General features: G+C 40.1%; 20 protein-coding genes and 1 other RNA gene. 17 read left to right on the plus strand and 4 right to left on the minus strand.

The genetic code is table 11. The features are described from left to right. Positions 1–64 precede the first annotated feature (64 nt). The 3 genes from C9J31_RS08345 to C9J31_RS08355 are packed head-to-tail and all read left to right on the plus strand — an operon-like array spanning position 65 to position 1,780. The gene (locus tag C9J31_RS08345) at positions 65–793 is read left to right on the plus strand and encodes a DnaD domain-containing protein (protein ID WP_107924232.1); all 729 of its coding nucleotides are present in this window, start codon (positions 65–67) and stop codon (positions 791–793) included. A 13-nt stretch (positions 794–806) separates the two neighbouring features. Further along, positions 807–1,469, plus strand: coding sequence for an endonuclease III (gene nth / locus C9J31_RS08350; RefSeq protein WP_107948223.1), 663 nt, complete (start codon positions 807–809; stop codon positions 1,467–1,469). Beyond that, complete coding sequence (locus tag C9J31_RS08355) at positions 1,466–1,780, plus strand: YpoC family protein (protein ID WP_107924234.1); 315 nt, start codon at positions 1,466–1,468, stop codon at positions 1,778–1,780. Before nth ends, C9J31_RS08355 begins: the two co-directional genes overlap by 4 nt. A 217-nt stretch (positions 1,781–1,997) precedes the next feature. Here C9J31_RS08355 and C9J31_RS08360 read toward each other — a convergent pair whose 3' ends face one another. After that, entirely contained in the window at positions 1,998–4,658 is a 2,661-nt protein-coding gene (locus tag C9J31_RS08360) for a transglycosylase domain-containing protein (protein WP_107924235.1), read from the minus strand. Continuing rightward, positions 4,655–5,305: a Holliday junction resolvase RecU gene (gene recU, locus C9J31_RS08365; RefSeq protein ID WP_107948221.1), complete on the minus strand. Its 651-nt coding sequence runs from the start codon at positions 5,303–5,305 to the stop codon at positions 4,655–4,657. The genes C9J31_RS08360 and recU overlap by 4 nt, the downstream gene beginning before the upstream one ends. A gap of 491 nt (positions 5,306–5,796) precedes the next feature. Here recU and C9J31_RS08370 point away from each other — a divergent pair, with 491 nt between their 5' ends. The 3 genes from C9J31_RS08370 to C9J31_RS08380 are packed head-to-tail and all read left to right on the plus strand — an operon-like array spanning position 5,797 to position 8,659. After that, the gene (locus C9J31_RS08370) at positions 5,797–5,991 is read left to right on the plus strand and encodes an endonuclease (protein WP_107924237.1); all 195 of its coding nucleotides are present in this window, start codon (positions 5,797–5,799) and stop codon (positions 5,989–5,991) included. 51 nt (positions 5,992–6,042) lie between these two features. Next, positions 6,043–6,426 carry a YppE family protein gene (locus tag C9J31_RS08375; RefSeq protein WP_107924238.1) on the plus strand — a complete coding sequence of 128 codons (384 nt, stop codon included), beginning with the start codon at positions 6,043–6,045 and terminating at the stop codon, positions 6,424–6,426. Then, positions 6,401–8,659, plus strand: a complete 2,259-nt coding sequence (locus tag C9J31_RS08380; protein ID WP_107948219.1) for a DEAD/DEAH box helicase — start codon at positions 6,401–6,403, stop codon at positions 8,657–8,659. The genes C9J31_RS08375 and C9J31_RS08380 overlap by 26 nt, the downstream gene beginning before the upstream one ends. A 249-nt stretch (positions 8,660–8,908) precedes the next feature. On the opposite strand, the gene C9J31_RS08385 is transcribed toward C9J31_RS08380, so the two are convergent. Next, positions 8,909–9,229, minus strand: coding sequence for a hypothetical protein (locus C9J31_RS08385; RefSeq protein ID WP_107948217.1), 321 nt, complete (start codon positions 9,227–9,229; stop codon positions 8,909–8,911). Between the two features lie 691 nt (positions 9,230–9,920). Here C9J31_RS08385 and C9J31_RS08390 point away from each other — a divergent pair. Beyond that, positions 9,921–10,454, plus strand: a complete 534-nt coding sequence (locus C9J31_RS08390) for a pyridoxamine 5'-phosphate oxidase family protein (protein ID WP_054767535.1) — start codon at positions 9,921–9,923, stop codon at positions 10,452–10,454. 415 nt (positions 10,455–10,869) lie between these two features. Further along, positions 10,870–11,058: a MazG-like family protein gene (locus C9J31_RS24245; protein ID WP_235616242.1), complete on the plus strand. Its 189-nt coding sequence runs from the start codon at positions 10,870–10,872 to the stop codon at positions 11,056–11,058. A 305-nt stretch (positions 11,059–11,363) separates the two neighbouring features. Here the strand turns inward: C9J31_RS24245 and pdxR are convergent, their stop codons facing one another. Beyond that, positions 11,364–12,794 carry a MocR-like pyridoxine biosynthesis transcription factor PdxR gene (gene pdxR / locus C9J31_RS08400; protein ID WP_107948213.1) on the minus strand — a complete coding sequence of 477 codons (1,431 nt, stop codon included), beginning with the start codon at positions 12,792–12,794 and terminating at the stop codon, positions 11,364–11,366. Positions 12,795–13,190: 396 nt separating this feature from the next. On the opposite strand from pdxR, the gene C9J31_RS08405 reads away from it, so the two are divergent. The 9 genes from C9J31_RS08405 to C9J31_RS08445 all read left to right on the plus strand — a co-directional run bounded on the left by C9J31_RS08405 (position 13,191) and on the right by C9J31_RS08445 (position 23,681). Beyond that, the gene (locus C9J31_RS08405; RefSeq protein ID WP_107948210.1) at positions 13,191–13,595 is read left to right on the plus strand and encodes a VOC family protein; all 405 of its coding nucleotides are present in this window, start codon (positions 13,191–13,193) and stop codon (positions 13,593–13,595) included. Between the two features lie 514 nt (positions 13,596–14,109). Continuing rightward, positions 14,110–15,360, plus strand: coding sequence for a ribonuclease H-like domain-containing protein (locus C9J31_RS08410; protein WP_107948208.1), 1,251 nt, complete (start codon positions 14,110–14,112; stop codon positions 15,358–15,360). A gap of 121 nt (positions 15,361–15,481) precedes the next feature. Further along, entirely contained in the window at positions 15,482–15,781 is a 300-nt protein-coding gene (gene gpsB, locus C9J31_RS08415) for a cell division regulator GpsB (protein WP_054767537.1), read from the plus strand. A gap of 60 nt (positions 15,782–15,841) precedes the next feature. Continuing rightward, positions 15,842–16,220: RNase P RNA component class B (gene rnpB, locus C9J31_RS08420), an RNA gene on the plus strand. 324 nt (positions 16,221–16,544) lie between these two features. Beyond that, the gene (locus C9J31_RS08425) at positions 16,545–18,290 is read left to right on the plus strand and encodes a GGDEF domain-containing phosphodiesterase (protein WP_107948206.1); all 1,746 of its coding nucleotides are present in this window, start codon (positions 16,545–16,547) and stop codon (positions 18,288–18,290) included. A gap of 3 nt (positions 18,291–18,293) precedes the next feature. Next, positions 18,294–19,430 (plus strand): THUMP domain-containing class I SAM-dependent RNA methyltransferase, encoded by a 1,137-nt coding sequence (locus C9J31_RS08430; protein WP_107948204.1) that lies wholly within the window; start codon positions 18,294–18,296, stop codon positions 19,428–19,430. Positions 19,431–19,517: 87 nt separating this feature from the next. After that, positions 19,518–21,425 (plus strand): ATP-dependent DNA helicase, encoded by a 1,908-nt coding sequence (locus tag C9J31_RS08435; RefSeq protein ID WP_107924246.1) that lies wholly within the window; start codon positions 19,518–19,520, stop codon positions 21,423–21,425. Between the two features lie 281 nt (positions 21,426–21,706). Beyond that, entirely contained in the window at positions 21,707–23,110 is a 1,404-nt protein-coding gene (locus C9J31_RS08440) for a histidine kinase N-terminal domain-containing protein (RefSeq protein WP_107948202.1), read from the plus strand. Next, a complete protein-coding gene (locus C9J31_RS08445) occupies positions 23,103–23,681 on the plus strand; it encodes an ANTAR domain-containing response regulator (RefSeq protein WP_054767538.1) in 579 nt (192 codons plus the stop codon). Before C9J31_RS08440 ends, C9J31_RS08445 begins: the two co-directional genes overlap by 8 nt. Positions 23,682–23,747: the final 66 nt, after the last annotated feature.

A 23,747-nucleotide genomic window follows, 5' to 3' on the forward strand; every position in this document is an offset into this window, starting at 1 on the left:
AAGTCGCGTAGTGAAATGTCTACGCGGCTTTTCTACTTAACTAGAAAGAAGGAGTCATGTCTACATGAGCACAAATAATAATCGACTCCGTACGTGGACTGAGCAGAGAACGATTCAAATTCCTCAGCTATTTTTTCAGTTTTATAAGGAGTTAAACATAGAGGATGAAGAGGCCCTGATTGTCGTGCATTTGCTTGCTTTTCATATCGAGGGCAATGAATTTCCTACACCCAATGATTTGATGAGTCGCCTAACAATGCCTAGTGATGCCATTTCATCACGCCTACAGCGCTTGATGCAAAAGGGCTTCCTCGAAATTACACGTGATGTTGATGCAGGTGGCAAAATATACGAAAAATATTCGGTCTACCCACTGTGGGAGCGTATCATGCAAATCATTGAAATGAGGGAACAAAAAAAATCAGCGACTACCCTTCAACAAGAAGAAGGCGAGTTATTCCGTTTGTTCGAAGAGGAAATGGGGCGTCTTTTATCTCCTTTAGAGCTTGAAAAAATCGGTTCTTGGCTAGATGAAGATAAACACAGTCCAGCACTTATTAAAGAGGCGCTCAAGGAAGCGGTGTTTGCTAGCAAACTGAGTATTCGATATATTGACCGTATTTTATTGGAGTGGAAAAAGAAAAATATTAACACGCCACAAGCGGCACAAAAGCAGGGGGAACAGTTCCGTGAAAAGCAAAGCTTTAACAGACCACCAGCCCGTTCAACACAGCAAGAGATACAGTCGACAAACAAAGTAGCTTTTTATAATTGGTTAGAAGAAAGAGAATAGGGGGCTTCGAGGCATGTTAACGAAAAAACAATGGGAGCATTGTCTAGCAGAGATGGACCGAATGTTTCCCGAGGCACATTGTGAGCTTGTTCATGACAATCCATTTGAGCTAACAATTGCAACCTTATTATCCGCACAGTGTACGGATGTACTTGTCAATAAAGTAACGAAAACCTTGTTTCAAAAATATAAAAAGCCAGAGGACTATTTAGCCGTACCTTTAGAGGAGCTACAACAGGATATTCGCTCGATCGGCTTATATCGCAATAAGGCAAAAAATATTCAAGCACTGTGTGAACGTCTGCTTGTTGAATACGGTGGGGAAATCCCTGCAAGCCGAGAAGCATTAGTGACATTGCCAGGTGTAGGTCGTAAAACTGCCAATGTAGTGTTGTCCGTAGCCTTTGATGTACCTGCACTTGCTGTGGATACTCATGTGGAGCGCGTTTCTAAGCGATTAGGATTGTGCCGCTGGAAGGATTCCGTGCTAGAGGTTGAGGAAACAATTATGAAAAAAACGCCGATGGATAAATGGTCGAAAACCCATCATCAGCTGATTTTCTTCGGACGTTATCATTGTAAGGCACAAAATCCCGGCTGCCATACATGTCCATTATTGGGCGAGTGCCGCGAAGGTCAAAAGCGATTGAAAAAAGGGCTGGTGAAGGAAGCGTGAATGTAGAGGCAATAGCACAAGACAAGGTCGAGGCATGGTTTGCTGAATGGATAGCGCTAGAAGGACAAATCCATGTTGCGCATGATAGGCGCAACGGCACTGCAAAGGGCTTGATGGAGCAGGGCATTGCACTATTTGAACGTTTAATGCAGGAGGCCGGTGAAGAGGTCATGCCAATTAACGGCATGGAGCGCTTAAGCTTTATTCAAGCAAAACCAGGCCAATATGCCTGTTACCGGCAATTAGATGAATTATTTAAAGAAACAAAAAAGCGCACAGCACGCTTACGGCTACAAGCAGCAAAACGTTAGGGTAAACAAATAGCAGTGTCGAAGTGGCGGATAGAAGTGTTGTAGTCGCCACCGTCGAACTGGCGGATAGAAGTGTTGTAGTCGCACCGTCGAACTGGCGGATAGAACGCTCGAAAACGTGGATAGAACCGTCAAACTGACGGATAGAACCAAGCAACACGCAACCGTATAGAACATAAAAAAGCAGAGAAGCTTCGAGCTTCTCTGCTTTTTCCATTTATTCGGTGCTTTCGACTTCACCATCAGGCGTTGTAGGTTCGGTTGGCGGAGTTGGCGTTTGGCCACCGTTGTTATTGCCGGTGTTGTCATTATTGCCATTTCCGTTACCGTTGCCGTTATTGCCATTATTTCCGTTGTTTCCATCGTTGCCGTTGCCATTATGGTTGCCGTTATTGTCACCTTGGTCTGGTGGCGTTGGGTTCTCAATGTCTGGTTCATCTGGATTCTCTGTCTCTAAATCCTCATCAGGCATACTTGTTACTTGGAAGGACGTGGTACCTGGTTCACTGCGCGTTCCATCAAAAATGGCTACTACAGAAATGACGTAATTGCCGTCCGCCAGTGTGTTGGAGACCGTTAAGCCTTTACTATCAGTAGTACCTAGAGAAATGGTTTCTCCACCCTCAAGTGTAGCAGATACTTCAAATGTAGTCGGCAGTGGCTCATTTGTTTCTGGATCTAACAATGCATCATGTTCCCATCCGATGTTGATCGATTGACCACCTAAATCTAAGTTTGCACTTACATTATAAGGCGTAGATAGTTCAGGTGCCTCGTATTCGTTAGAAACCTCAGTAGGTTCTGTACCTCGAACGAATAATTCCGTTTGACGTCGATCGCTCGGTGTAAAATCACTCGCTAATTTCAGTGGGTTTGACCCGACTTCAATGGTAGCTTCTACTACAGAACTTGGTTTCGTGAAACGAGCTGTCTCCACATTTGCGGAAAGGTCTTTCATAATATTTTTAAATAACTCTTGTGGTAATCGACGTTCATCCCATGTCGTAATTGGATCAGAACGTTTTTCATAACCGCTCCAAATAGCGATAGAGTAATTGGTAGTATACCCGGCAAACCAAGAATCGGGCACACTCGTATTTGGTAAATTATATTTGTTAAACTCATCGGTTGAATAGTTTGTTGTACCTGTTTTACCAGCAATATCTAAGCCTGGAACATTGGCAGCTTTACCTGAAGCATCAGGTTTGTTGCCCACAACATCACGTAGCATATCTGTGACCATATAAGCTGTATAGTCACTCATCGCAACATTCGATTCAGGTGTATAGTCTTTTGAAGATTTTCCATCACGGTAAACAATTTTTGTAATTGCGTATGGGTCTGTATACACACCGTTATTGCCAAAGGCTGCATACGAAGCTGCCATTTGGATAGGGGACATGGTAATATCACCACCACCGATTGCATCGGCCTCATAAACATTTTTCGCTTCGACACCTAGGCGACCAATAAATTCTTTCGCCTTATCTGCGCCAACTTCCTGCAATGCTTTTACTGCTGGCACGTTACGAGAAGCATATAAAGCTTTACGTGCTGTCATTGCACCCATGTATTTACCATCCCAGTTTGTGATGGTTTGTTTAGAACCTGTATAATTCATGCGCTCATCGACAAGTGTTTGACCTGTTGACCATTTTAAATATTCGATTGCCGGACCGTAATCAAGTAGTGGTTTCATCGTAGAACCTGGATGATTCATTGTTAAGTCATCCGCATAGTTGAAGCCACGTTCAGCACCGTAATTGCGTCCGCCGCCAACTGCTTGGATTTGACCCGTTTTTGTATCAACGACAGCTATACCTGACTCAATGTTTTCAGTAGGGAAGTTAGCGTCATCATTCATAATGTTTTCTACAATTTTCTGAGCATTCGGGTCAAGTGTTGTATAAACTTTAATGCCCTCTGCCATGGCTGTGCCATCATCATTTTTCTCAAGTTCATTAATGACGATATCTAAGAAAGCATCATATTTAGAGCCTGCAAATGATTGGCGTGTTGCGTCATCAGCTAGACCTGCTGTTACATCCACAGCCTTTGCTTCTTCCATTTCAGCCTTGGAAATTTTACCGTGTTGTAACATTAAACCTAACACGATATTACGACGCTTCTCAGCAAGATCTGGATTTTTCAATGGATTGTAGGCATTTGGTCGTTGCACCATACCTGCCAGTAATGCTTCTTCATCCAGCGATAATTCACTTAGCTCTTTACCGTAGAAATATTGTGATGCTGTACCAAAACCGTAGATTCGACCAGACATCAGCATTTTGTTAAAGTACATTTCAAAAATTTCTTCTTTTGAATATTTACGCTCAAGCTGGAAAGCTAGCCAAGCTTCTTGTGCCTTACGTTTTAATTTTTTCTCGTTTTGTAAAAATGAGTTTTTGACAACTTGCTGTGTTAATGTCGATGCCCCTTGTGCCCCAAAGCCATCACGGAAGTTGGCAAGAATGGCACCACCGAGACGATAAAAATCCATCCCATGATGCTGGAAGAAGCGAACATCTTCTGTGGCAAGGATGGCATTGACCATATCCTCAGGAATATCTTCGTATTTTATATATTTCCGGTTTTCTGCCCCGATTGTCGCAAAAATTTCACCGTTTTTATCGTAGAATTCGGAAGAAACAGGGTCTTTCAATAATTCTTCATTTAGTTCTGGAGCTGTGCTGGCGTAATAGGCAAATAATCCAGCGCCACCTATAAATCCTACAACCCCAATGGCTACCAAGGTTAAGAAAATACGCTTTACCCATGTTTTGACCGATGATGGTGATGTTGATTTTGGTGCTTTCTTTTTATTTTTTTGAGCGCGAGCTTTTTGATGCTCACCGCGTGTTTGACGACGTTCAGTCATTCTACTATCTCCTCACTTTCAAAGCCATGACTTTTTGCAACGATGAGCTGTTGGAGAACGGGTAAATAATCGATACGTGGATAATAGCTTGTTGGAATTTCATAGGCTTCTTTTTCGATTGTCGAAAAGGGTATCGATTTACGTTCACCATGGGCCATCGCTTGCCAGGCCTTTTGTAAAACTTCGTATGGCACTATAAAGTAACGTTCAAAGGCTGAAAAACGAATGATTATAAATGCCACACCATTTTGTTCCGTCACTTGCTGCATATGTGTCATTTGATGTGTGTGTATATTTTTTAACGGAAAACTTGTTTTTGAGGCTGTTTCCTTTGCATCAAAATCAATATAATGCCCATTCCAAACACCATTATAGTCTGTTGTAGAGGGCGTTCGAAAATAAGCTTCCTTAATGACTGCAGCGCTTCGCGATGGGTACTCTACTTTGACGATTTGCACGGGAACAGGTTTCTTATGAATGATGGCAAGCCGCCTTTCTAAATAATAGTCGTTTGCTTCATTAATTTCATCCTCTAACGTTTTACCGCGATTACTAAAGGAGAAATCTTTCGTTTTTCCCTGTTTCTCAGCTTTTGCTACAGATAAGGCAGGGGTATACAATTTCCCATTTGGATAACGAATTGTCATTTAGAATCACCCTCTATAATACTGCTATTATACACAATAGTTTACCATGATTCAGTAGAAGTTCTCCACTTCCATCAGTAGTGAGAAAGATGTGGTTTTCCTATGCCAATTAGTGGTTGACTAGCCATCAATTACATGATGAAAGGTGGGGGCTAAAAATATTAAAACCTAAGGTAAATTGTCTGTGTAGTCGATGCCAGGATAATAGTAAAATCGCCGTTAGAAGTCGAAAATGCGCTTGTAGAGCAGCGAAATTTCGCTATGACATCCGTCAACATCTCCGATAAATCTCCAGTTTCATTACGAGAGGAATAGGCCAGTGTCCCTTGAAATTGGTACTATTTTGAAGCAAAGTTGTTCATTGTCATTGAGCATTAAAAATATTTATCGAAATACTTCTTCTTTCAGCTAACTTACGCTTATTTTGTCACGCATGAAGGTAATTTTATACATGCGAGGAATACATAAGTAAAGTAAAAGGAGGCGTTGTATTGAATAAGATAAAACAATTAGTTGCGCAGCTGGATCTAGTCAATCAATTACTTTTAACGAGAGTGTCATTGGAAGACAATGCACATAGCCTGCAATTTTTTATGCAGCTCAAATCTGTAAGCCAGAAAGTAAGCTTAGCAGAAAAGAACTGGCAAGTAAAGAATGCTTGTTCGCCTATTAGTAGTGAAAAATGATAGACTTTGGTACACTATCCTCATAAGATTAAAAATAAATGAGGTGCGGAATTGTTATTGATACAGCAAACTTCCATATTAATAGATGAATGTGATAAATGTGTTTCACGCTTTTGGCAAATGCGTGAGGAGGATCGTGCGCCAGATTTTTTTGCAGAGGTTAAGCCACATGCTGATGTGATCCATCAATTGTTGAAGGATTGGCAACAGCAGGCAAATACGTGGATACAAAAAAATCGGCCGAAATATATGCATACACAACAAATTGCTTCAGCGGTTGAATCGATGGAGCAATTTGTTGTGCAATCTTTTTATAAAGAAACAAGTAAAAAACGTTTTTTAGATGCCACCCATTCGGCTTCCTATACACTGAAAAATTTTTATCGCTTAGTGAAGGAGGAGCATTCCGATGCTATCGAAAAAACGGACGATTAGTGCGCTCTTGAATGAATGGCGTTACGATGAGGAATTAAAAGAACGCATCATACATTGGCAAACGTTAGAAGGCCGCGATGCAAAGCTTGCTCCGTTCCCAGCAAATTTGCATCCGTCACTTGTCAAAGCATTGCATACACGTGGCATTCACCAATTGTATACCCATCAACGTGAAGCATTTGACTTGGCGACAAGTGGGCAATCGTTTACCGCTGTTACACCAACAGCTTCGGGTAAATCCTATTGCTATCATCTACCTGTTTTACAAAAGATTTTAGAGGATCGAAATGCCCGTGCAATCTATTTATTTCCGACCAAAGCTTTAGCACAGGATCAGAAAAATGATTTAAATGACCTGATTGAGCAGAGTGGAGAGGACATTTTAAGTTATACGTATGATGGGGATACAGCCCCTGGTATTCGCCAGAAGGTGCGTAAGGCAGGCCATATTGTGATGACAAATCCTGATATGCTGCATTCAGGCATTTTGCCACATCATACGAAATGGGTGTCACTCTTTGAAAATTTACAGTTTATCGTCATCGATGAGTTGCATACATATAAGGGTGTATTTGGTTCACATGTTGCGCATGTTATTCGAAGACTCAAACGTATTTGTGAATTTTATGGGAGTAAGCCTGTTTTTATTTGTACGTCGGCGACCATTAAAAATCCACAAGAGCTCGCAGAAAATTTAACGAATGAAAGACATAGCTTAATCGCCGATTCAGGAGCACCTGTAGGCAAGAAAACATTCCTGTTTTACAATCCGCCCATTGTCCATAAAACTTTTGGTGTGCGACGCAGTGCGGTATTGGAAGTAAGTGATGTGGCAAAAAGGCTTTATACAGCAGGCATTCAAACTATCATTTTTGCTAAAAGCCGAGTACGTGTGGAAATGATTGTTACCTATTTAAAGGAACTGACACGTGATAAATTGTTAGATGAATCTGTGCGTGGCTATCGAGGGGGCTATTTACCTTCGGAGCGACGTGTTATTGAACGTGGACTGCGTGATGGAACGATTCAAACAGTAGTCAGTACAAACGCATTAGAACTAGGGGTCGATATAGGTCAATTACAGGCTTGTATCATGACGGGTTACCCGGGGAATATTGCGAGTGCATGGCAACAAGCAGGACGTGCAGGGCGTCGTCAGGATGAGGCGCTTATTATCTACGTGGCGCAATCTACAGCACTTGATCAGTATGTCGTAAATCATCCGTTATTTTTACTTGGCAGTGCTCCTGAGGAGGCGCGCATTTATCCTGAAAATATGTTGATTTTGATGGACCATTTAAAATGTGCGGCCTTTGAACTGCCGTTTACCACACAAGATATGTACGGTGAATATGATATTCAAGAATTGCTCGACTATTTAGCGGAAGAAGGCGTTGTTTTTAAAACAAGTGACAAGTGGCATTGGATGAGTGATCGTTTCCCAGCACACGATATTAGTCTCCGTTCTGCCTCGCAGGAAAATGTCGTCATTATTGATATGACAGTACCTGCTCAGACCAAGGTGATTGGAGAAATGGACCGTCATAGCGCAATGACCTTGCTACATGAGGAAGCCATCTATTTGCATCAAGGGATTCAATTTCAAGTCGAGAAGCTAGACTGGGAAGAAAAGAAGGCGTTTGTGCGTGAGGTCGATGTCGATTACTATACAGATGCTAATCTAGCGGTAGAGATGAAAGTGTTAGAAGAGGATCGTAACCGAACTTACGACGGAGGGGCAATTGGTTTCGGTGATGTCGGCTTAGTAGCCCAAGCTACGATTTTCAAAAAGATTCGTTTTGGCACACACGACAATATTGGCTCAGGTCCTATTCATTTACCACCAGATGAAATGCATACCAGTTCGTCGTGGTTATCGTTTGCAGCGCCCGAAAAGTGGTCAGAGGAAGAGTTAACAGATGCTATGACAGGAGCTGCCTATGCAATGAATGCATTTATCCCCTTATTCATCCAATGTGATAGCAGTGATGTAGCAGTCGTGCCACAAGTAAAGGCAACCCACAACGAGCAACCGACGTTTTTTGTCTATGATAAGTACCCAGGCGGTATCGGTTTAAGTGAGAAGGTCTACGAATTGTGGGAAGAGCTTCTAGTAAAGACACAGCATCATGTGGCAAATTGTCCTTGTGAATCAGGCTGTCCATCCTGTATCGGAGCGCAAGATTCTTTCGGTAATTTAAAACAAAAAGTAGTCAAGCTTCTTCATATTTAACACGAGATACCAAAGAGGGTTTGAGAGGAAAAGTCTAGGGCTAATCCTTCAAGCCCTCTTTTTTGATAAGTGTATATAACATTTTACGGTTAAACCCTGTTAGTTTTTCTAAATCCCGCTCAGAAGCTTCAAGGTGTTTTAGTGTGACTGTGGGCTTGTGAGAGGACACAAAAAAGATAGAGCAGTTCACTCTACCTCTTTAAGACCAAGATAGCTTAATTGCAGTCTTGGTCATTTTCTAATTTAAGATTAAAAATTTACATAACTATCTTCATCTCTGTCTGGGTCATAATATAGAAAATCTCTTATTCCGTGTTTTTCCTGTAAGTATTCTTTTACTATTTCTATATCTTTACCGAAAGTAGGAAATGGAGAGCTTCCGAATCTTATTATATAGGGTCCTTCTTCAGATATAGTAGCGTCTAGTATTTCTTTATCATCGTAGTGAAAATGGAATCTCCATCCACTATAACAAATTAAGTAAGTTCCATCGTCTCTTAGTCCGCATTTGTCTTCATAAGGAACGATATTAACACTACATATTTTGTTATTTATTAAAAATGAATCCATGTTGCCGTACTCCTTAATGAATTATATTTTATTTATACATTGCATTTTAATGGGAATTTATGATTAAGAATAGCATAATTTTAATACATAGATTGAACGGGCGTATACGGAACAATCTTACGGTGGTATGAGAGATCGGCTAGCCCCATACCCATTTTGCGGCGTTGTCTAGAAGTTCCATACCACACTATACAACCTAAGGACATAATAAAGATAGCAGATATAATCATTATCATTGATAATGATGCTTCCTTATAAATGGCTAGCATTGGTATAGCCCCCGTTATAAATATCACTAAAAATATAAGTGTTAAAAGGAAAACGTCCCCTTTTGAATGAAAAACCACTGATGAATCACACCTTCTTTGTAATCTGTGTTTAATGCTTACACTATACCATTTTTTATAAATGTTGGGATGTTTAGGAATCGAAAACTAGGGCAACTTTAGAATTAGTCGTTTGATACGAACCACAAGTTGTGGATGTCAAAGATCATTTGAAATTCCATATTTAATGCTTAGCAGGACTTACCGATTGGTGAGTCCTTCTGTTGTCTTTAGTCCTATTAATGGACATCGAGAAGCACTGCTTCAATGGAAATATGGATTGCCTCATGTTGGTAGTTTTGGACATTTATATTCAAGCCAGTGGTTGATACACTTACACAATACTACATAGAGGAGTGATAACAATGGTTGAAGTACGTTACAAGGTAAGAGAAGTGTTGGACAAGAGCAAAATTGATACATTTTTGCAGCAAGCGCGAATTGGTCATCTTGGCATGGTTGATGGACATTTGCCCTATGTTGTGCCGCTTAATTTCGTGTGGACAAACGGGGTGCTGTATTTTCATGGCGCCACTGGCGGGAGACGAAATCAGGTGATGGATGACAATCCAGAGGTCTGTTTTACCGTGTGTGAAGAGTATGGAACGATTACGAATCCAGTACCAGCGAAGACGGACACCGCCTATATGAGTGTCATGGTTTTTGGCAAGGCACAACCCATCGTCGATCTGGATGAGGCAACACACATGCTGCAAGAAATGATGTACAAGTATGTGCCTGGTTATTATAATCGTCCGTTATCCGAGCAACACGTAAACAAATATCGATCAGCAGTTTTCGGTGGTCCAGTTCAAGTTTACCGCATCGATCCACAACACATTACTGCGAAGGAAAATCCAATCGAAGTAGGGCAAATGTTCAAACCTGAGCTTTCTTAAAAATGTGATACGGCAACAGATATCACACTTTTATGTTTATTGTTAGGAATGTCTGTGTTATTTTACAGCCGAAAAGGAGCAATGGAGCTTTCCGACTATGTGGCACTTGGTGGTGTGTTGCTGAACAAGTAGACGTTCGAGTGTATCAGCATAGAAATACGGTTGAAATCGTCATGAAAAGCAAAAAATCAATGCTCGATTGCAACGTTATTCGGTCCATGGATGCCCTCCATTTCACTAACTTGTGCCGGTGTGCCCTTGGGGGTGGCAGTTGATCAAGCGTTGACAAAGCTATTAATAGAAAGCAAGTCGGGGAGTAATGTATGGATATTTCAAGCATGCAAAAATATGTCAAACAGTTTAGTGAAGAAAAGGGTTCCATGTTACTACAATTCACACGAGAACATTGTATTTAGTGACTGAGGTTGGCGAACTAGCTAAAGAAATTTTAAGTATTTCTTTTCATCCAACAGAGGGAAAAGTGGGTTTAGCAAAGGAAAACATAGGCTTGGAGCTGTGCGATGTGATTTACAATGTATTAGATCTCGCCAATCGATTGGACATTGATTGGAGGAGGCCTATTGGAAAAAATATGGGGAAATAAATATGTGCAGAATTTGGTATGAATAATCAACCAATTCTAGTTAAAAGCCACTAACCTTGGTCACACAGGGACAGTGGCTTTTGTGGATGCTAAAACATGAAAATGTCACCTTTTTAAAGGTCACAACAGCAACGAACAGCAGGGCGAGCGCTTATGCAATGGTGTGAGAAATATAGTTTTCTAGTAAGTGGATTGTCTATAATAACTGTATAAGGTTAATTATGGACTGTTGAAAGTTGTGTTTTTCCTTTGAGGCAGCCCTGTTTTTTGTTAAGCAACGATAAAGTTGGTGAGCGTGATTGGTCTTATAAAAGTATCCCCGCAAGTCGCAAAATGCCTGCTTCAATTGCTGCCTCATCCATTTTAGCAAATCCCAGTACCCATCCTTTACGATGACTGTTCAAACAATAATTGCTCAGCGGATAAACACGGATTCCTTTTTCCAGTGCTAGGTTCGTCATTGCTTCTTCATCAAACGATTCTTCTGCTTCAAGAAGCATATGCAAGCCCGTTTCAATGCCACTTAGTTTGAAACGCTGGGCTAGTCCAGTTGCAATGATAGCCTTCGTCATAGCTTCATGTCTGCGTCGATAGACATTTCTTACTCTCCTCATATGGCGCATAAAATGGCCGTGCTCAATAAAATGGGCAAGCGTTAATTGCTCCATAATCGGAAGATGCCGATAGGTGAGTTCTTGTACTTGAGCAAGTTGGCGGATGGCCTTTTTTGGACCAACGATTGCCGAAATTCGTATGCCGGGCGCAACCATTTTGGAAAAACTCATCATATATAATGTGTTTTGAGGTTGCTGGCTAAACAAGGTTGGAAGCGGACCGCCACGATACCTAAATTCGCCATCATAATCATCTTCTACAATCCAAAATTGATCTTGCGCAGACTTTTGTAGCAATTGTTGCCTGCGTGGTTCAGACATAATGACACCAACTGCACATTGATGCGAAGGAGTAATAAACGTAAGTTTGGATTGTGGAGGAATGCGATCTACTTGTAATCCGTACTCATCAACAGGCACAGGCACAACATGCATGCGCCGATAGTTCATGGTCATCCAGGCAGCGGGAAATCCAGGATCCTCAACAGAAACCGTATCTCCTTCATGTAAAAGTGCTTGAGCAATTAAGTCTATGCTATGCTGTGCACCGGAAGTTAAGATAATTTGGTCAATATCTACATGAATGCCTCTTTCGAATGTTAAGTAACGCTGAATCTGCTCTCGGAGTGGTATGAAACCATAGGCGTTACCATAACCCCAATCGACCAGATCTGCTTCGGCTGATGCCTGTAAAAAAGATTGTCGCCAAAGTTTACGAAAATGCTCGTCTAAATACGGCTCATGGGGGCTAAAATCAAATTCTACGTGTTGCTTTTCTTTGCCTCTAAACCAACTGTTCAACTGGTCAACCGCCGTGTTTAATAAAGGTATCTCTGGCGTGGATGGTCCTTGCGGCGTAATCTGCTCTGACGAGTTGGTTTGATATCCCCATTCACTAACCCTTGTGCCACCACGCCAATTTGTAACGGTGTAACCACGACTGAATAATTCCTCATAAACAATTTGAATTGTTGAACGCGAAACACCGACTAATAAGGCGAGCTCTCGAGAGGGGGGCAGTAACTCGCCTGGAGGCCATTTTCCCGTTGTAATGTTATGTATAGCTTGGTCAAGTAATTGTTGCCATATAGGATTTTTATCGTCTCGGTTAACTTTTAGCATTCCATTCACTTCCAGTTGATATTTTGTTTAAAATTTGGATTGTAAAATTATATAAAAATGGATATTTTAGTACATGCCATAATGGCTATGCTATCATAAAAATAATAGTCTTTGCAATATGACAAGATAAGGTGGAAATCCTTTCTGCCATAAGGATACAAGTGAAAAAGACAAACTCTAGCTCTTTCCAAAACAGATCAAACAAACGCTCAAATCAGACGGAAAAGCGCTCGGGAAGTCGAAGCCACCGCTCAGGTCAGACGGAGAAGCGCTCGGGTAGCTCAAATCACCACTCTGGAAAGGCGAAGTATCGCTATATTTCCATCACTGCTGGTGAGAAGCTTATCATAAAAAGCATGGGACTTTTTGAGACAGGAGAAAAAGGAGGTTTTTCAAATGAATGATCAAAAAATATTCCCATTCCTGTCCTTCACAGGCAATGCGGAGGAAGCACTGAATTTCTATGTCTCTGTTGTGCCTCGCGCAAAAATTACGTCGCTTGTGCGTTATGAAAAGGGACAGCCTTACGGCGATGAGGGCAAGGTATTAAATGGTACTCTTTCCTTGATGGGTAAGCAATTTATGTTTATGGATATGCCATCTGCCAACCCTGCTCCGGATTTTAGTTGGGCGACGTCATTTTTTATGCACTGTCAAAGCGAAGCAGAATTTGATGCTGTTTTTAGCGGGCTTGCCAAGGAAGGCTCTGTTATGATGGGACCTGAGGCTGTGATGCAATTCCGTAAAGTGGCATGGGTCACGGATCAATTCGGAGTGACATGGCAACTCGTCTGGCAATAAGAGTTAATCGAATGAATTAGGTGAATAGCACAGAGAGCTGCAAGTGTTTGGTAAAATCGCTTGCAGTTTTTGTTTGTGTAAAGTTTTAAACATGCATGCGCATTCACGCTTTTCTTTTCCTTGCAAGGAAATAAATCCCATTCATTTGTTCGTCCTTTGCCAAACTTTCGTCATTTTCTGGGGAATGGTTTAACATAAAGGTATTAAAGGTTAGGGGAGGATGGGGTATACTTGTGGTAAAGACAACAGCCTATTCAAAATTGAAGCTATGTAGGTTGTTTAATAACAGTCGATTGGGCACACACGGTAACATGTGTTTAGGTTCCAATTAATACCTACCAGAAGCCATATTTACAAGCAGTTCTTGGTTATTGTTGTCAGCACAGAAACGTATCATAGAGAGGACTGTGCTTGTGGAGTAGGCTGTGTCATCCTTACGAAAGCACAAGATAACCTGCAACACATAACAGGAAGCGTACTACAATAATTTAATGCCAGAAAATGAGTGAAGTCGATGTCTTATGAAAATAAAATCTTACAAATGAAAAAAATGCTCGGTAAAAAAGCGCAAAAACCAGTCAAAGTAGAGGAAAAACCAGCTTTTCAAAAGCCCACCGTCCCTAGCTATACACAGCGCTGGGAAAATGCAGGATTGACGCGTATCGATAATGACTATGGCATAGTATTTAAACGACAGGTGCATTATCCATTCACTTATCAGCATGGTCACTATCAATTGCAGAGCTTTTTCGATGCGTTAGTAAAATGGCAGTCAGCTGAATTTGAGCATCCCTATGCATTAGAGATGGATGAAAAGGTGTTGTTTTTTGATACAGAAACTACGGGTTTAAAAGGTGTGGGTACACAAATTTTCCTCCTAGGCTTTTTAGAAGTAACAGACGAGGATTTTGTCTTAACGCAATATGTTCTTGCAGACCCTGGTCATGAGGTAGCTTTGCTATTTGAGTCCAAGCTCTGGCAAAAAACGGCGACCATGATTACTTACAATGGCAAGAGCTTTGATTGGCCACAACTTGAAGCTCGCTGGACGCTCAATCAAAAACAATTACCGAAATTACGCACTCAACGTCACATTGATTTGCTGCATAGCTCGAAGCGTTTATGGAAAAATGATATGGAACGTATGAAGTTAAAATCTGTAGAAGAAGAGAAGCTTGGTTTTACACGCGTAGGGGACATTCCCGGCTTCTTAGCGCCGATTATTTACTTAGATGCTGTGAAAAGTGGCGTACCAGATGCCCTGATGAAGGTTCTACTGCACAACGAATGGGACTTACTTTCGCTCATTACCTTATATGTACACTCTACTAACTTGTTGTTTGAAGAGGCGAGCGAGGAATCTGCAAAGACCTACACCAATATAGGGAAATGGTATGCAGATTTAAAGGAAAGCACACAAAGTGTGAAGGTTTTAGAAAAGGTAACCACACGGTTCGATGCACTTGATGCGGGAAATGCTCAATTTTACTTAGCTATGCAGCATAAAAAAAATAAAAATTTCAATGAAGCCATTGATGCTTTTGTGGCTTCATTGCATTTTATTGAGCCAAGAAAAAAATTGCAGGCACTCGAACAGTTAGCGATAATCTATGAACATCAATTCAAAGATTACCAGCAGGCCCTTATTTATACACTAGAAGGCATACAACTGATTAATAAGACTGAGGAATGGCGAATAGAACAGAAGGAAAAATGGGAAATTACTTGGGAAAATAGATTGCGAAGATTAGGAAATAAGAAATAATTTCCCGGGTAAGCGCAAGAAACGACAAGTTTAGCCTTACAATTGATGTTTGCAGACGATATAATGTTATGAAATATGCTATAATAAATTCGTGTATGTAGTGTGAGGAAGGGCGATGTGAATGGACATTAAATTAACGTCAAAAATGATTCTTGAAAAGGAATTTAAGAAAAACTTTAAAGGCTACAATGTAGAAGAAGTCGATTCATTTCTTGATGAAATTATTCAAGATTATGAAACGTTTGAAAAAGTAGTGGCCCAACTAAGAGAAGAGAATAAACAACTTAAAGAAGATATTGAAAACACACCAAAAAGACAACCTCAACCTGCAGTTTCAGCGGCAGGTACGACAAACTTTGATATTTTAAAACGTCTTTCGAATTTAGAAAAACATGTATTTGGTAGTAAGTTATACGAATAATTTTTATCAATTACATTGTATTTATCATAAAACTCTAGTATAATCTTTCCTATCATCATGAAATTCGAGTAATCGCTGCGACGCTAGACGTCGTAGAGGAAAGTCCATGCTCACACGGTACTGAGATGTCCGTAGTGTTCGTGCTTACTGAAAAAATAAGGTAAGGCAGCTTAAGGCTGACGGCGGAAGGAAGACCTAAGTCCTTAGGATATGGTTGAAACTTCCTGAAAGTGCCACAGTGACGAAGCTTGCTTGGAAACATGCAAGGTGGAACGAGGTAAACCCCACGAGTGAGAAACCCAAATTATGGTAGGGGCACTCTCTTGAAGGAATTTAACGGATAGAGGGACAGAGTTCGCTCTGTAGATAGATGATTACTGCCCGGTCGTACGAGGCGCAAGCTGTTTGAGTACTCGGGAACAAAACATGGCTTACTGAATTTTTTGATGCTTATCTATGAATAACAAGCGCTCTCCAATTTGGTGGAGAGCTTTTATTTTGAACTAATTAAGAAAGTATAAACTTATATTCACTGTTTAGGTATTTTCCACCACCCGTTCAAGGACAGGCTAACAAGAGTTGGCTATGCCTTTGTCCTTAATTGTTGCACAAAAAAACTTGTGGCCGTTGCTGCTCTTGTTACGCCTTCACGCAGAAGAATGGTTGCCTGGACATTACTTTTTGACAACGAGTGTGTGGAGCAGCAAGTGCGCTTTTCTTATAAAAATGAGGGTAGTATAGAGAGATAGGATGGAGCGGAAACATGAACGAAGTGAACAATTGGAATAGTCTGGAGAAGCTAAATTCGATTTCCAAATATCCTACTGCCTTAATTACGAAAATCTTCGAAAATGTATCTGAAGGCATCATGATTACGGATAAACATAAAAAAATAGAGATGGTGAATCCCGCGTTTGAATTCGTTACAGGCTACAAGCGAGATGAAGTAATCGGGAAAACACCGGCAGTATTACAGTCGGGTGTGCATGAATTACCTTTTTATTTAAATATGTGGGAAAAGATACGACAAGAAGGAATTTGGCAGGGTGAAATATGGAATCGCCGTAAAACTGGAGACGTATATCCTGAATGGTTAACCATTGTTGGTGTCACCAATGATGCGGGAGAGATTTCAAATTACTGTGGCATCTTCACAGATTTGTCTGAAAGAAAAATAGTAGAAAATGAACTAGAAAAACGTTTGTTAACAGACTCCTTAACAGATGTATCAAATCGATTTGCTTATATTGAGAGAATGGATAGTCTGTTAGAATCGACTTCCGCTATTTCTCATTCAGTACAACATGCGGTCTATTTTCTGGATCTGGACAGATTTAAACAAATTAATGATACATTAGGACATGCAGTGGGCGACACTATCCTTATTGAAATAGCAACACGTCTGCAAACATTGCTAAAAAATAAAGATATCATTGCAAGGTACGGCGGGGATGAGTTCATCATTACATTAACGAATGTGAAAAATGTTCGAGAAGCAGCAAAGTTTGCAGAGCAAATTATTCAAGTGATTGAACAGCCGATGGACATCAATGGCCAAAATATTTTTATCTCAACGAGCATTGGTATTAGCATGTACCCGGTTGATGGCGAATCAACTGAACAGCTAACGCACTGCGCGGATAAAGCGATGACATATTCAAAAAAGAATGGACGTAATGGCTATTCGTTTTACTTTGATGAGCTGCAAACAGATTCACAGCGTGTACTATTGTTAGATTCTGAGTTACGGAAAGCCATAGATGAGCGTGAATTTGAGCTGTATTTCCAGCCGAAAATTGAAATGGACAATGAACAAATTCAAGGCTTAGAGGCACTGGTGCGTTGGAATAATGAGAGCCTTGGTTTTGTATCGCCGGCAGAATTTATTCCATATGCAGAGGAAACCGGCTTAATCATTCCATTAAGTGAAATAATCATCGAAAAAGCTTGTGAAGCAGTTATAAAATTGCAGCAATTCGGTCTGAAAATTCCAATTGCGATTAATATATCAAGCATTCATTTCAAACAGTCGAACTTTTTAGAGTCCATTCAAGTAATATTAGAACGTTATAACACGCCAGCTAATAACTTTGAAATTGAGGTTACGGAGCGTACCGTGATGAACAGTGCGACTGAAACGGTCAGTAAGCTCGTACGTCTCAAACAGCTAGGCTTTAAAATCTCAATCGACGATTTTGGTACAGGCTATTCATCATTAAGTTATTTAGTTCGATTCCCACTCGATTGCTTAAAAATTGATCGTAGTTTTATTCAACACATATCCTCACTGGATGAAAAACAAGCAGTCGTGGATGCGATTATTCAAATGTCGCATCGCTTAAAAATGAAAGTTGTCGCTGAAGGTGTAGAACAAGCACAACAAGTGGATATACTACGTAAAATGAACTGTGATATTATTCAGGGCTATTATTACAGTAAACCATTACCACTCGACGAATTACTCGAATTTATTGAGTTTTGGGAAATTGAACATCAAGGAAGGAAATAATGTATGGCAAATTATAAATTAGTAGCAACTTCAGCAATGGGCTTAGAGGCCATTGTGGCACAAGAAGTACAGGCATTAGGATATGAAACGACAGTCGACAATGGCAAGGTTTATTTTGAAGGTGATGAAACGGCCATTGCCCGCACAAACTTATGGTTGCGCGTGGCTGATCGTGTGAAAATCGTTGTGGGACAATTCCCTGCAACATCTTTCGAGCAATTGTTTGAAAGTGTAAAAGCACTACCTTGGGAAAAATATTTACCCGTGGATGCGGCGTTTCCGGTATCCGGGAAATCAGTAAAATCAAAATTATTTAGTGTACCAGATTGTCAAGCTATTACAAAAAAAGCAATTGTTGAACGCATGAAACAGCATTATAAACGTCTTGGATTTTTAGATGAATCTGGTGCGACTTATAAAATTGAAGTTTCAATTTTGAAAGATGTGGCTACACTGACACTTGATACATCTGGCGCTGGCTTACATAAACGTGGCTACCGTCAAGTACAAGGGGAAGCACCGCTGAAAGAAACATTAGCGGCGGCTCTTGTTCAAATTTCAAAATGGAATCCAAATCGTCCTTTTGTTGATCCATTTTGCGGCTCAGGGACAATTACTTTAGAAGCAGCAATGTTCGGACAAAATATTGCACCAGGCTATAACCGTGAATTCATCTCAGAAGACTGGCCATGGATGAAGGCTAAAATTTGGGATGCGGCACGTGATGAGGCAGATAGCCTAGCGAATTATGACCAACCACTTGAAATTATCGGTTCGGACATTGACCATCGCATGGTGAGCATTGCCCAAGAAAATGCACTAGAAGCAGGCTTTGGCGACATTATTACGTTCAAGCAAATGCAAGCACGTGATTTTACTTCCCAGCTAACAGACGGTGTTATGATAGGTAATCCACCATATGGAGAGCGTATTGGTGATGTTGAAGTTGTGGAACAAGTGATTCGCGATTTAGGTCAGGTCATGAAAAATTACCCAACTTGGTCTGTGTACATGTTGTCCTCAATGAAAAACTTTGAAGAATTATATGGTCGCCAATCGACGAAGAAACGTAAATTATTCAATGGCTTTATCGAAACGAATTATTATCAATTCTGGGGACAAAAGTCAAAAAAAGAGTGACTATGTAGCTAACGGAAGGTGAGATTTTTTCTTATCTTCCGTTTCGTCGCGTATAATAGGAGCAGATTGTAAGAGGGGGAACGTCAATTGCGTAAATCTTTACCATTTGTATTAACGAAGGATCGCTCATTTTTCGAGTCACTAGGTGACTGGATGGGAGATGTCCTTTATGATGAACTACCAGAAAAGGGCTTTGAATGCCGTGATGAGCAAATTTTCATGGCCTATCAAATTGAGCAGGCCTTAAAAGAGAAAAGCGTGCTATTTGCTGAAGCCGGCGTAGGGACAGGAAAAACAATCGCTTATTTACTGCCAGCTGTATCGTATGCACGTTATACAGGAAAACCGGCACTGATTGCCTGTGCAGATGAAACATTAATCGACCAGCTTGTTAAAGAGGGCGGCGATATTTATAAATTACAAAAAACACTCGGATTGGATATCGATGTGCGCTTAGCAAAATCTCGTGACCAATATTTGTGTTTAAAACGTTTTGAGGAAGCCGAAAAGGTGGAAACGGACGAATGGATTGATGATATTGCGTTCTCGATTCCTGATGGCGTGTACGCACAAGGCTCGATGATTGCTGTGCAACCATACGGAGATCGCAGTGATTATCCAACGGTTAGTGACGAGGATTGGCAAAAAGTAAATTATAACTCGATTATGCAATGTTCAGTTTGTGATCTGCGAAATCGATGTGGTCAAACGCTTCACCGTGCACATTATCGTAAATCAACAGATCTTATTATTTGCTCACAAGACTTCCTAATGGAACACTTAGCAACAAAGGAATCACGTGAACGTGAAGGGCAGCTAGCTTTACTACCTGAAGTTTCCATGATGGTGCTAGATGAAGGCCATTTATTGGAATATGCTGCTCAAAAAGCTATGACATATAAAGTGCAGGCCACAACAATTGTGCAACTATTGGAGCGCTTAATGGTAGATGGTGTGCGTGAGCGTACATTGTATGCAATGGAAAAATTACAAGACGATCACGAACTATTTTTCGACCAGCTACGTGACGATATCGTAGCATCGGAAGAAGAGCGCAAACGTATCAATAAATCTGCGACACTATTAACATACGGCAAGCAATTAATTGCCGATGTAGAAGTATTACTTGAAGAATTTGTCTTTGAATCAGAAATGTATATGATTCCAGAGTATGAGTTAAATATGGCAGAGGAATATCTAGAGCAATACGAAGCATCCCTGCGCATTTTCACAGCGCAAGGTGATGCAGTTGATTGGCTTGAGGAAACAGATGGGGAAGAAACACTCGTTATTATGCCACGTCTGATTACCGAAGTTTTAGAAGAAAAGCTATTCTCGAAAAAGTTACCAATCGTATTTTCTTCTGCAACATTATCGGTGAATAAAGATTTTTCTTATATTGCCTATAGTTTAGGAATCCGAAATTACCAATCATTCTCTGTTCCTTCACCGTTTGACTATGAAGAAGTGATGAAAATTTACTTGCACGAGCTATCTCAGCAGGAGAAAGCAGAACGCGTGCAAAAGCTTTTAAAAGATGGTGAAAAAACGTTAATTCTCTTTAAATCAAAGCAGGCAATGTTAGATTTTAAGGCACAATTACCAATTATGGAACGAATGTATATAGCTTTTGAAGGGGATCGTGAGCTCTCTGCAATTGTCCGCGATTTCCAAGAAGGTACTGTTAGAACATTATGCTCATATCATTTATGGGAAGGGTTGGACCTACCGGAGGAAGCACTAACACGCGTCATTATTTATGATTTGCCATTCCCACCACATGACCCATTATTTGATGCCAAGCGTACTTTTGCAGAAAACGCTTTTGAAGAGGTCGAATTACCATTTATGCAACTGCGATTACAACAAGGGATGGGGCGTTTAATTCGTACGTCCAATGACCATGGAGATATTCATATTTTGCTGAACGAACAAGAAGCAAAACAACGTCAATCTTTTGAGAATATTTTAGCTGTAAGTCCAGAAATTAAATAACATGGAAAAGTGATTTTGTGAATTTCACAGAATCACTTTTTTTATATTAAAATAATAAAATGTTGCAAAAATATACGGTTCGATTAAAAAAGTGTTGAATATTTCTCTTTTAAGCTATATAGTCCTTAGTAATGCATCTATTTTAGTAAAAGAAATTATTTTTTTTATTGAAAATATTTTTGCAAAAGGTTTATAATAATGACAAGAAAATTTATAATAATCAAATTAAATGTTGGTTATTTTTGTGATAGGGGGTTTTAAACCTGTCGAACATTCAATCATTGTGTAGAAAATATACAAACTTATCAGCAACAGATATAGAGAAGTTAATAGAGATTGAAGCTACACTATCGTACTATGCTGAATTGACAGATTGTTATATGTTCATAGATTGCATGATGGAAAATTTACCGCATGCAATTGTCGTGGCAGAGGCCTACCCCAAGAAACAACATGGTTTATATGAAAAAACCGTTATTGGAAAATTTGTTTTTGAAAGTTTTGAGCCAGCTGTCTTTTCTGCTTTTAAAAATAGAGAAAAATCGTCTATTCCACGAGCTATTACACAGGAAGGCTTAACGGTTGAGCAAAACGTCATCCCAATCTTTAATGAGCTACAGCAAGTGATTGCTGTGTTGATTCAAGAAAAACAAGTGGAAACGCTCACACAACCAGACGATTTTCAAAATATGCCATTTGCATTAATCGAGCATATCGTAGCACCAAATCTACAGCCAATTCCAGTTGTTTCCGATTTGCTAGTGGAATCGATTATTTTAACAAATCATGAAAACAAAGTGATCTATACCAATCCTGCCGGCTATCGTTTTATATCCGAACTTTCAGGATTAGAATCCTTTGAGCAGATTGCATTAGATAAGATTTTACCTTTTTTACAAGAGGTCTATGCTGAAGGTGATGATGTATTTTTTTTAGAAATTACCTTTGACCGTAAATCCTTTATCGTAAAAAAAATACCTATCCGCAATCAAAATGACAAAGTAACACTGCTCATCATTCAAGATCTTACAGAGCTTAAGCTGAAAGAAAATGAACTGACGATGAAAACGTTTGCGATTCGAGAAATTCACCACCGTGTGAAAAATAATTTGCAAACAGTTACGAGTTTATTGCGCTTGCAAATGCGTAATGAATTGTCAGCATCAAATGTCACGGCGTTTCAAGAGGCATTAAATCGAATTTATAGCATTTCATCTGTCTATGAACTTATTTTAGAAAATGAAGATAATGCGGAAGAAAAAGTTGATGTTATCGCATTGTCTAAAAAGATTGGGCATAAAATGGTTGGCACAGCAAGTTCACCATCCATACAATTAGCCTTTCATCACGAAAACATTCAATTATTTTGCCATTCCAAAAAAGCAGTATCGCTTGCGCTCATCATCTGTGAGTTACTACAGAATGCACTAAAATATGCATTTGTTGGTCGTACAGAAGGAATAATCGACATTCAATTTTTTCACAACGAATCCACTATTTCACTCCATATTTCTGACAACGGCGTTGGAATGCAGGAAGTGAAAGCATCGTTTGGAATGGAGATTATCACAAGGCTCGTTGAATATGATTTAGCAGGCACATTTACAATTGTCCCTAGTGAAAGAGGTACGCATACTCAGATTCAGTTTCCTGTAAGTGAGGAGGTATTTATCGTAAATGACTAGGAAAGTTATGATTGTCGAAGATGAATCACTCATTGCGATTGACTTGAAATTTATGCTAGAAGATAATGGCTATGAGGTCGTAGCACAGGCAAATAATGGAGAGTCCGCGATAGAGCTGGCCTTTACTTATAAGCCACATCTAATCTTAATGGACATTAAAATGCCGAAGCTGGATGGATTAAAAGCTAGTAAAATCATTGAACAGCAACTCGGTATACCAGTGCTTTTTATATCAGCCTACAGTGAAAAAGAATTATTACTCTACATGAAACAAGACAATATCCTTGGTTATGTCATGAAACCGTTTTCTGAGAAGAATGTACTTCCGGCGCTGGAGGTTGCTTTTCACCAAATTGAGAAATTCAACCGTTTAAACGGTGAATTGTTGCATATTCAAACCGAAATAGAGAAACGAAAGATCATAGAACGGGCAAAGGGCTTGCTGATGGAGGCAGAAAACCTCAGTGAGGACGAGGCCTATAAGAAAATTCGTAATGAGAGTATGCAAACGCAACAGGAAATGGTACGCATTGCCGAGAGATATATAAATACCCTACAAGTAAATAGTTAAAGCAAAGACGCTTAAAGAGATTTCTTCTTTAATGCGTCTTTTTTATATAGATAAAAAACAAGAGAG

Source organism: Lysinibacillus parviboronicapiens, assembly GCF_003049605.2.
GTDB classification, from domain to species: domain Bacteria; phylum Bacillota; class Bacilli; order Bacillales_A; family Planococcaceae; genus Lysinibacillus; species Lysinibacillus parviboronicapiens.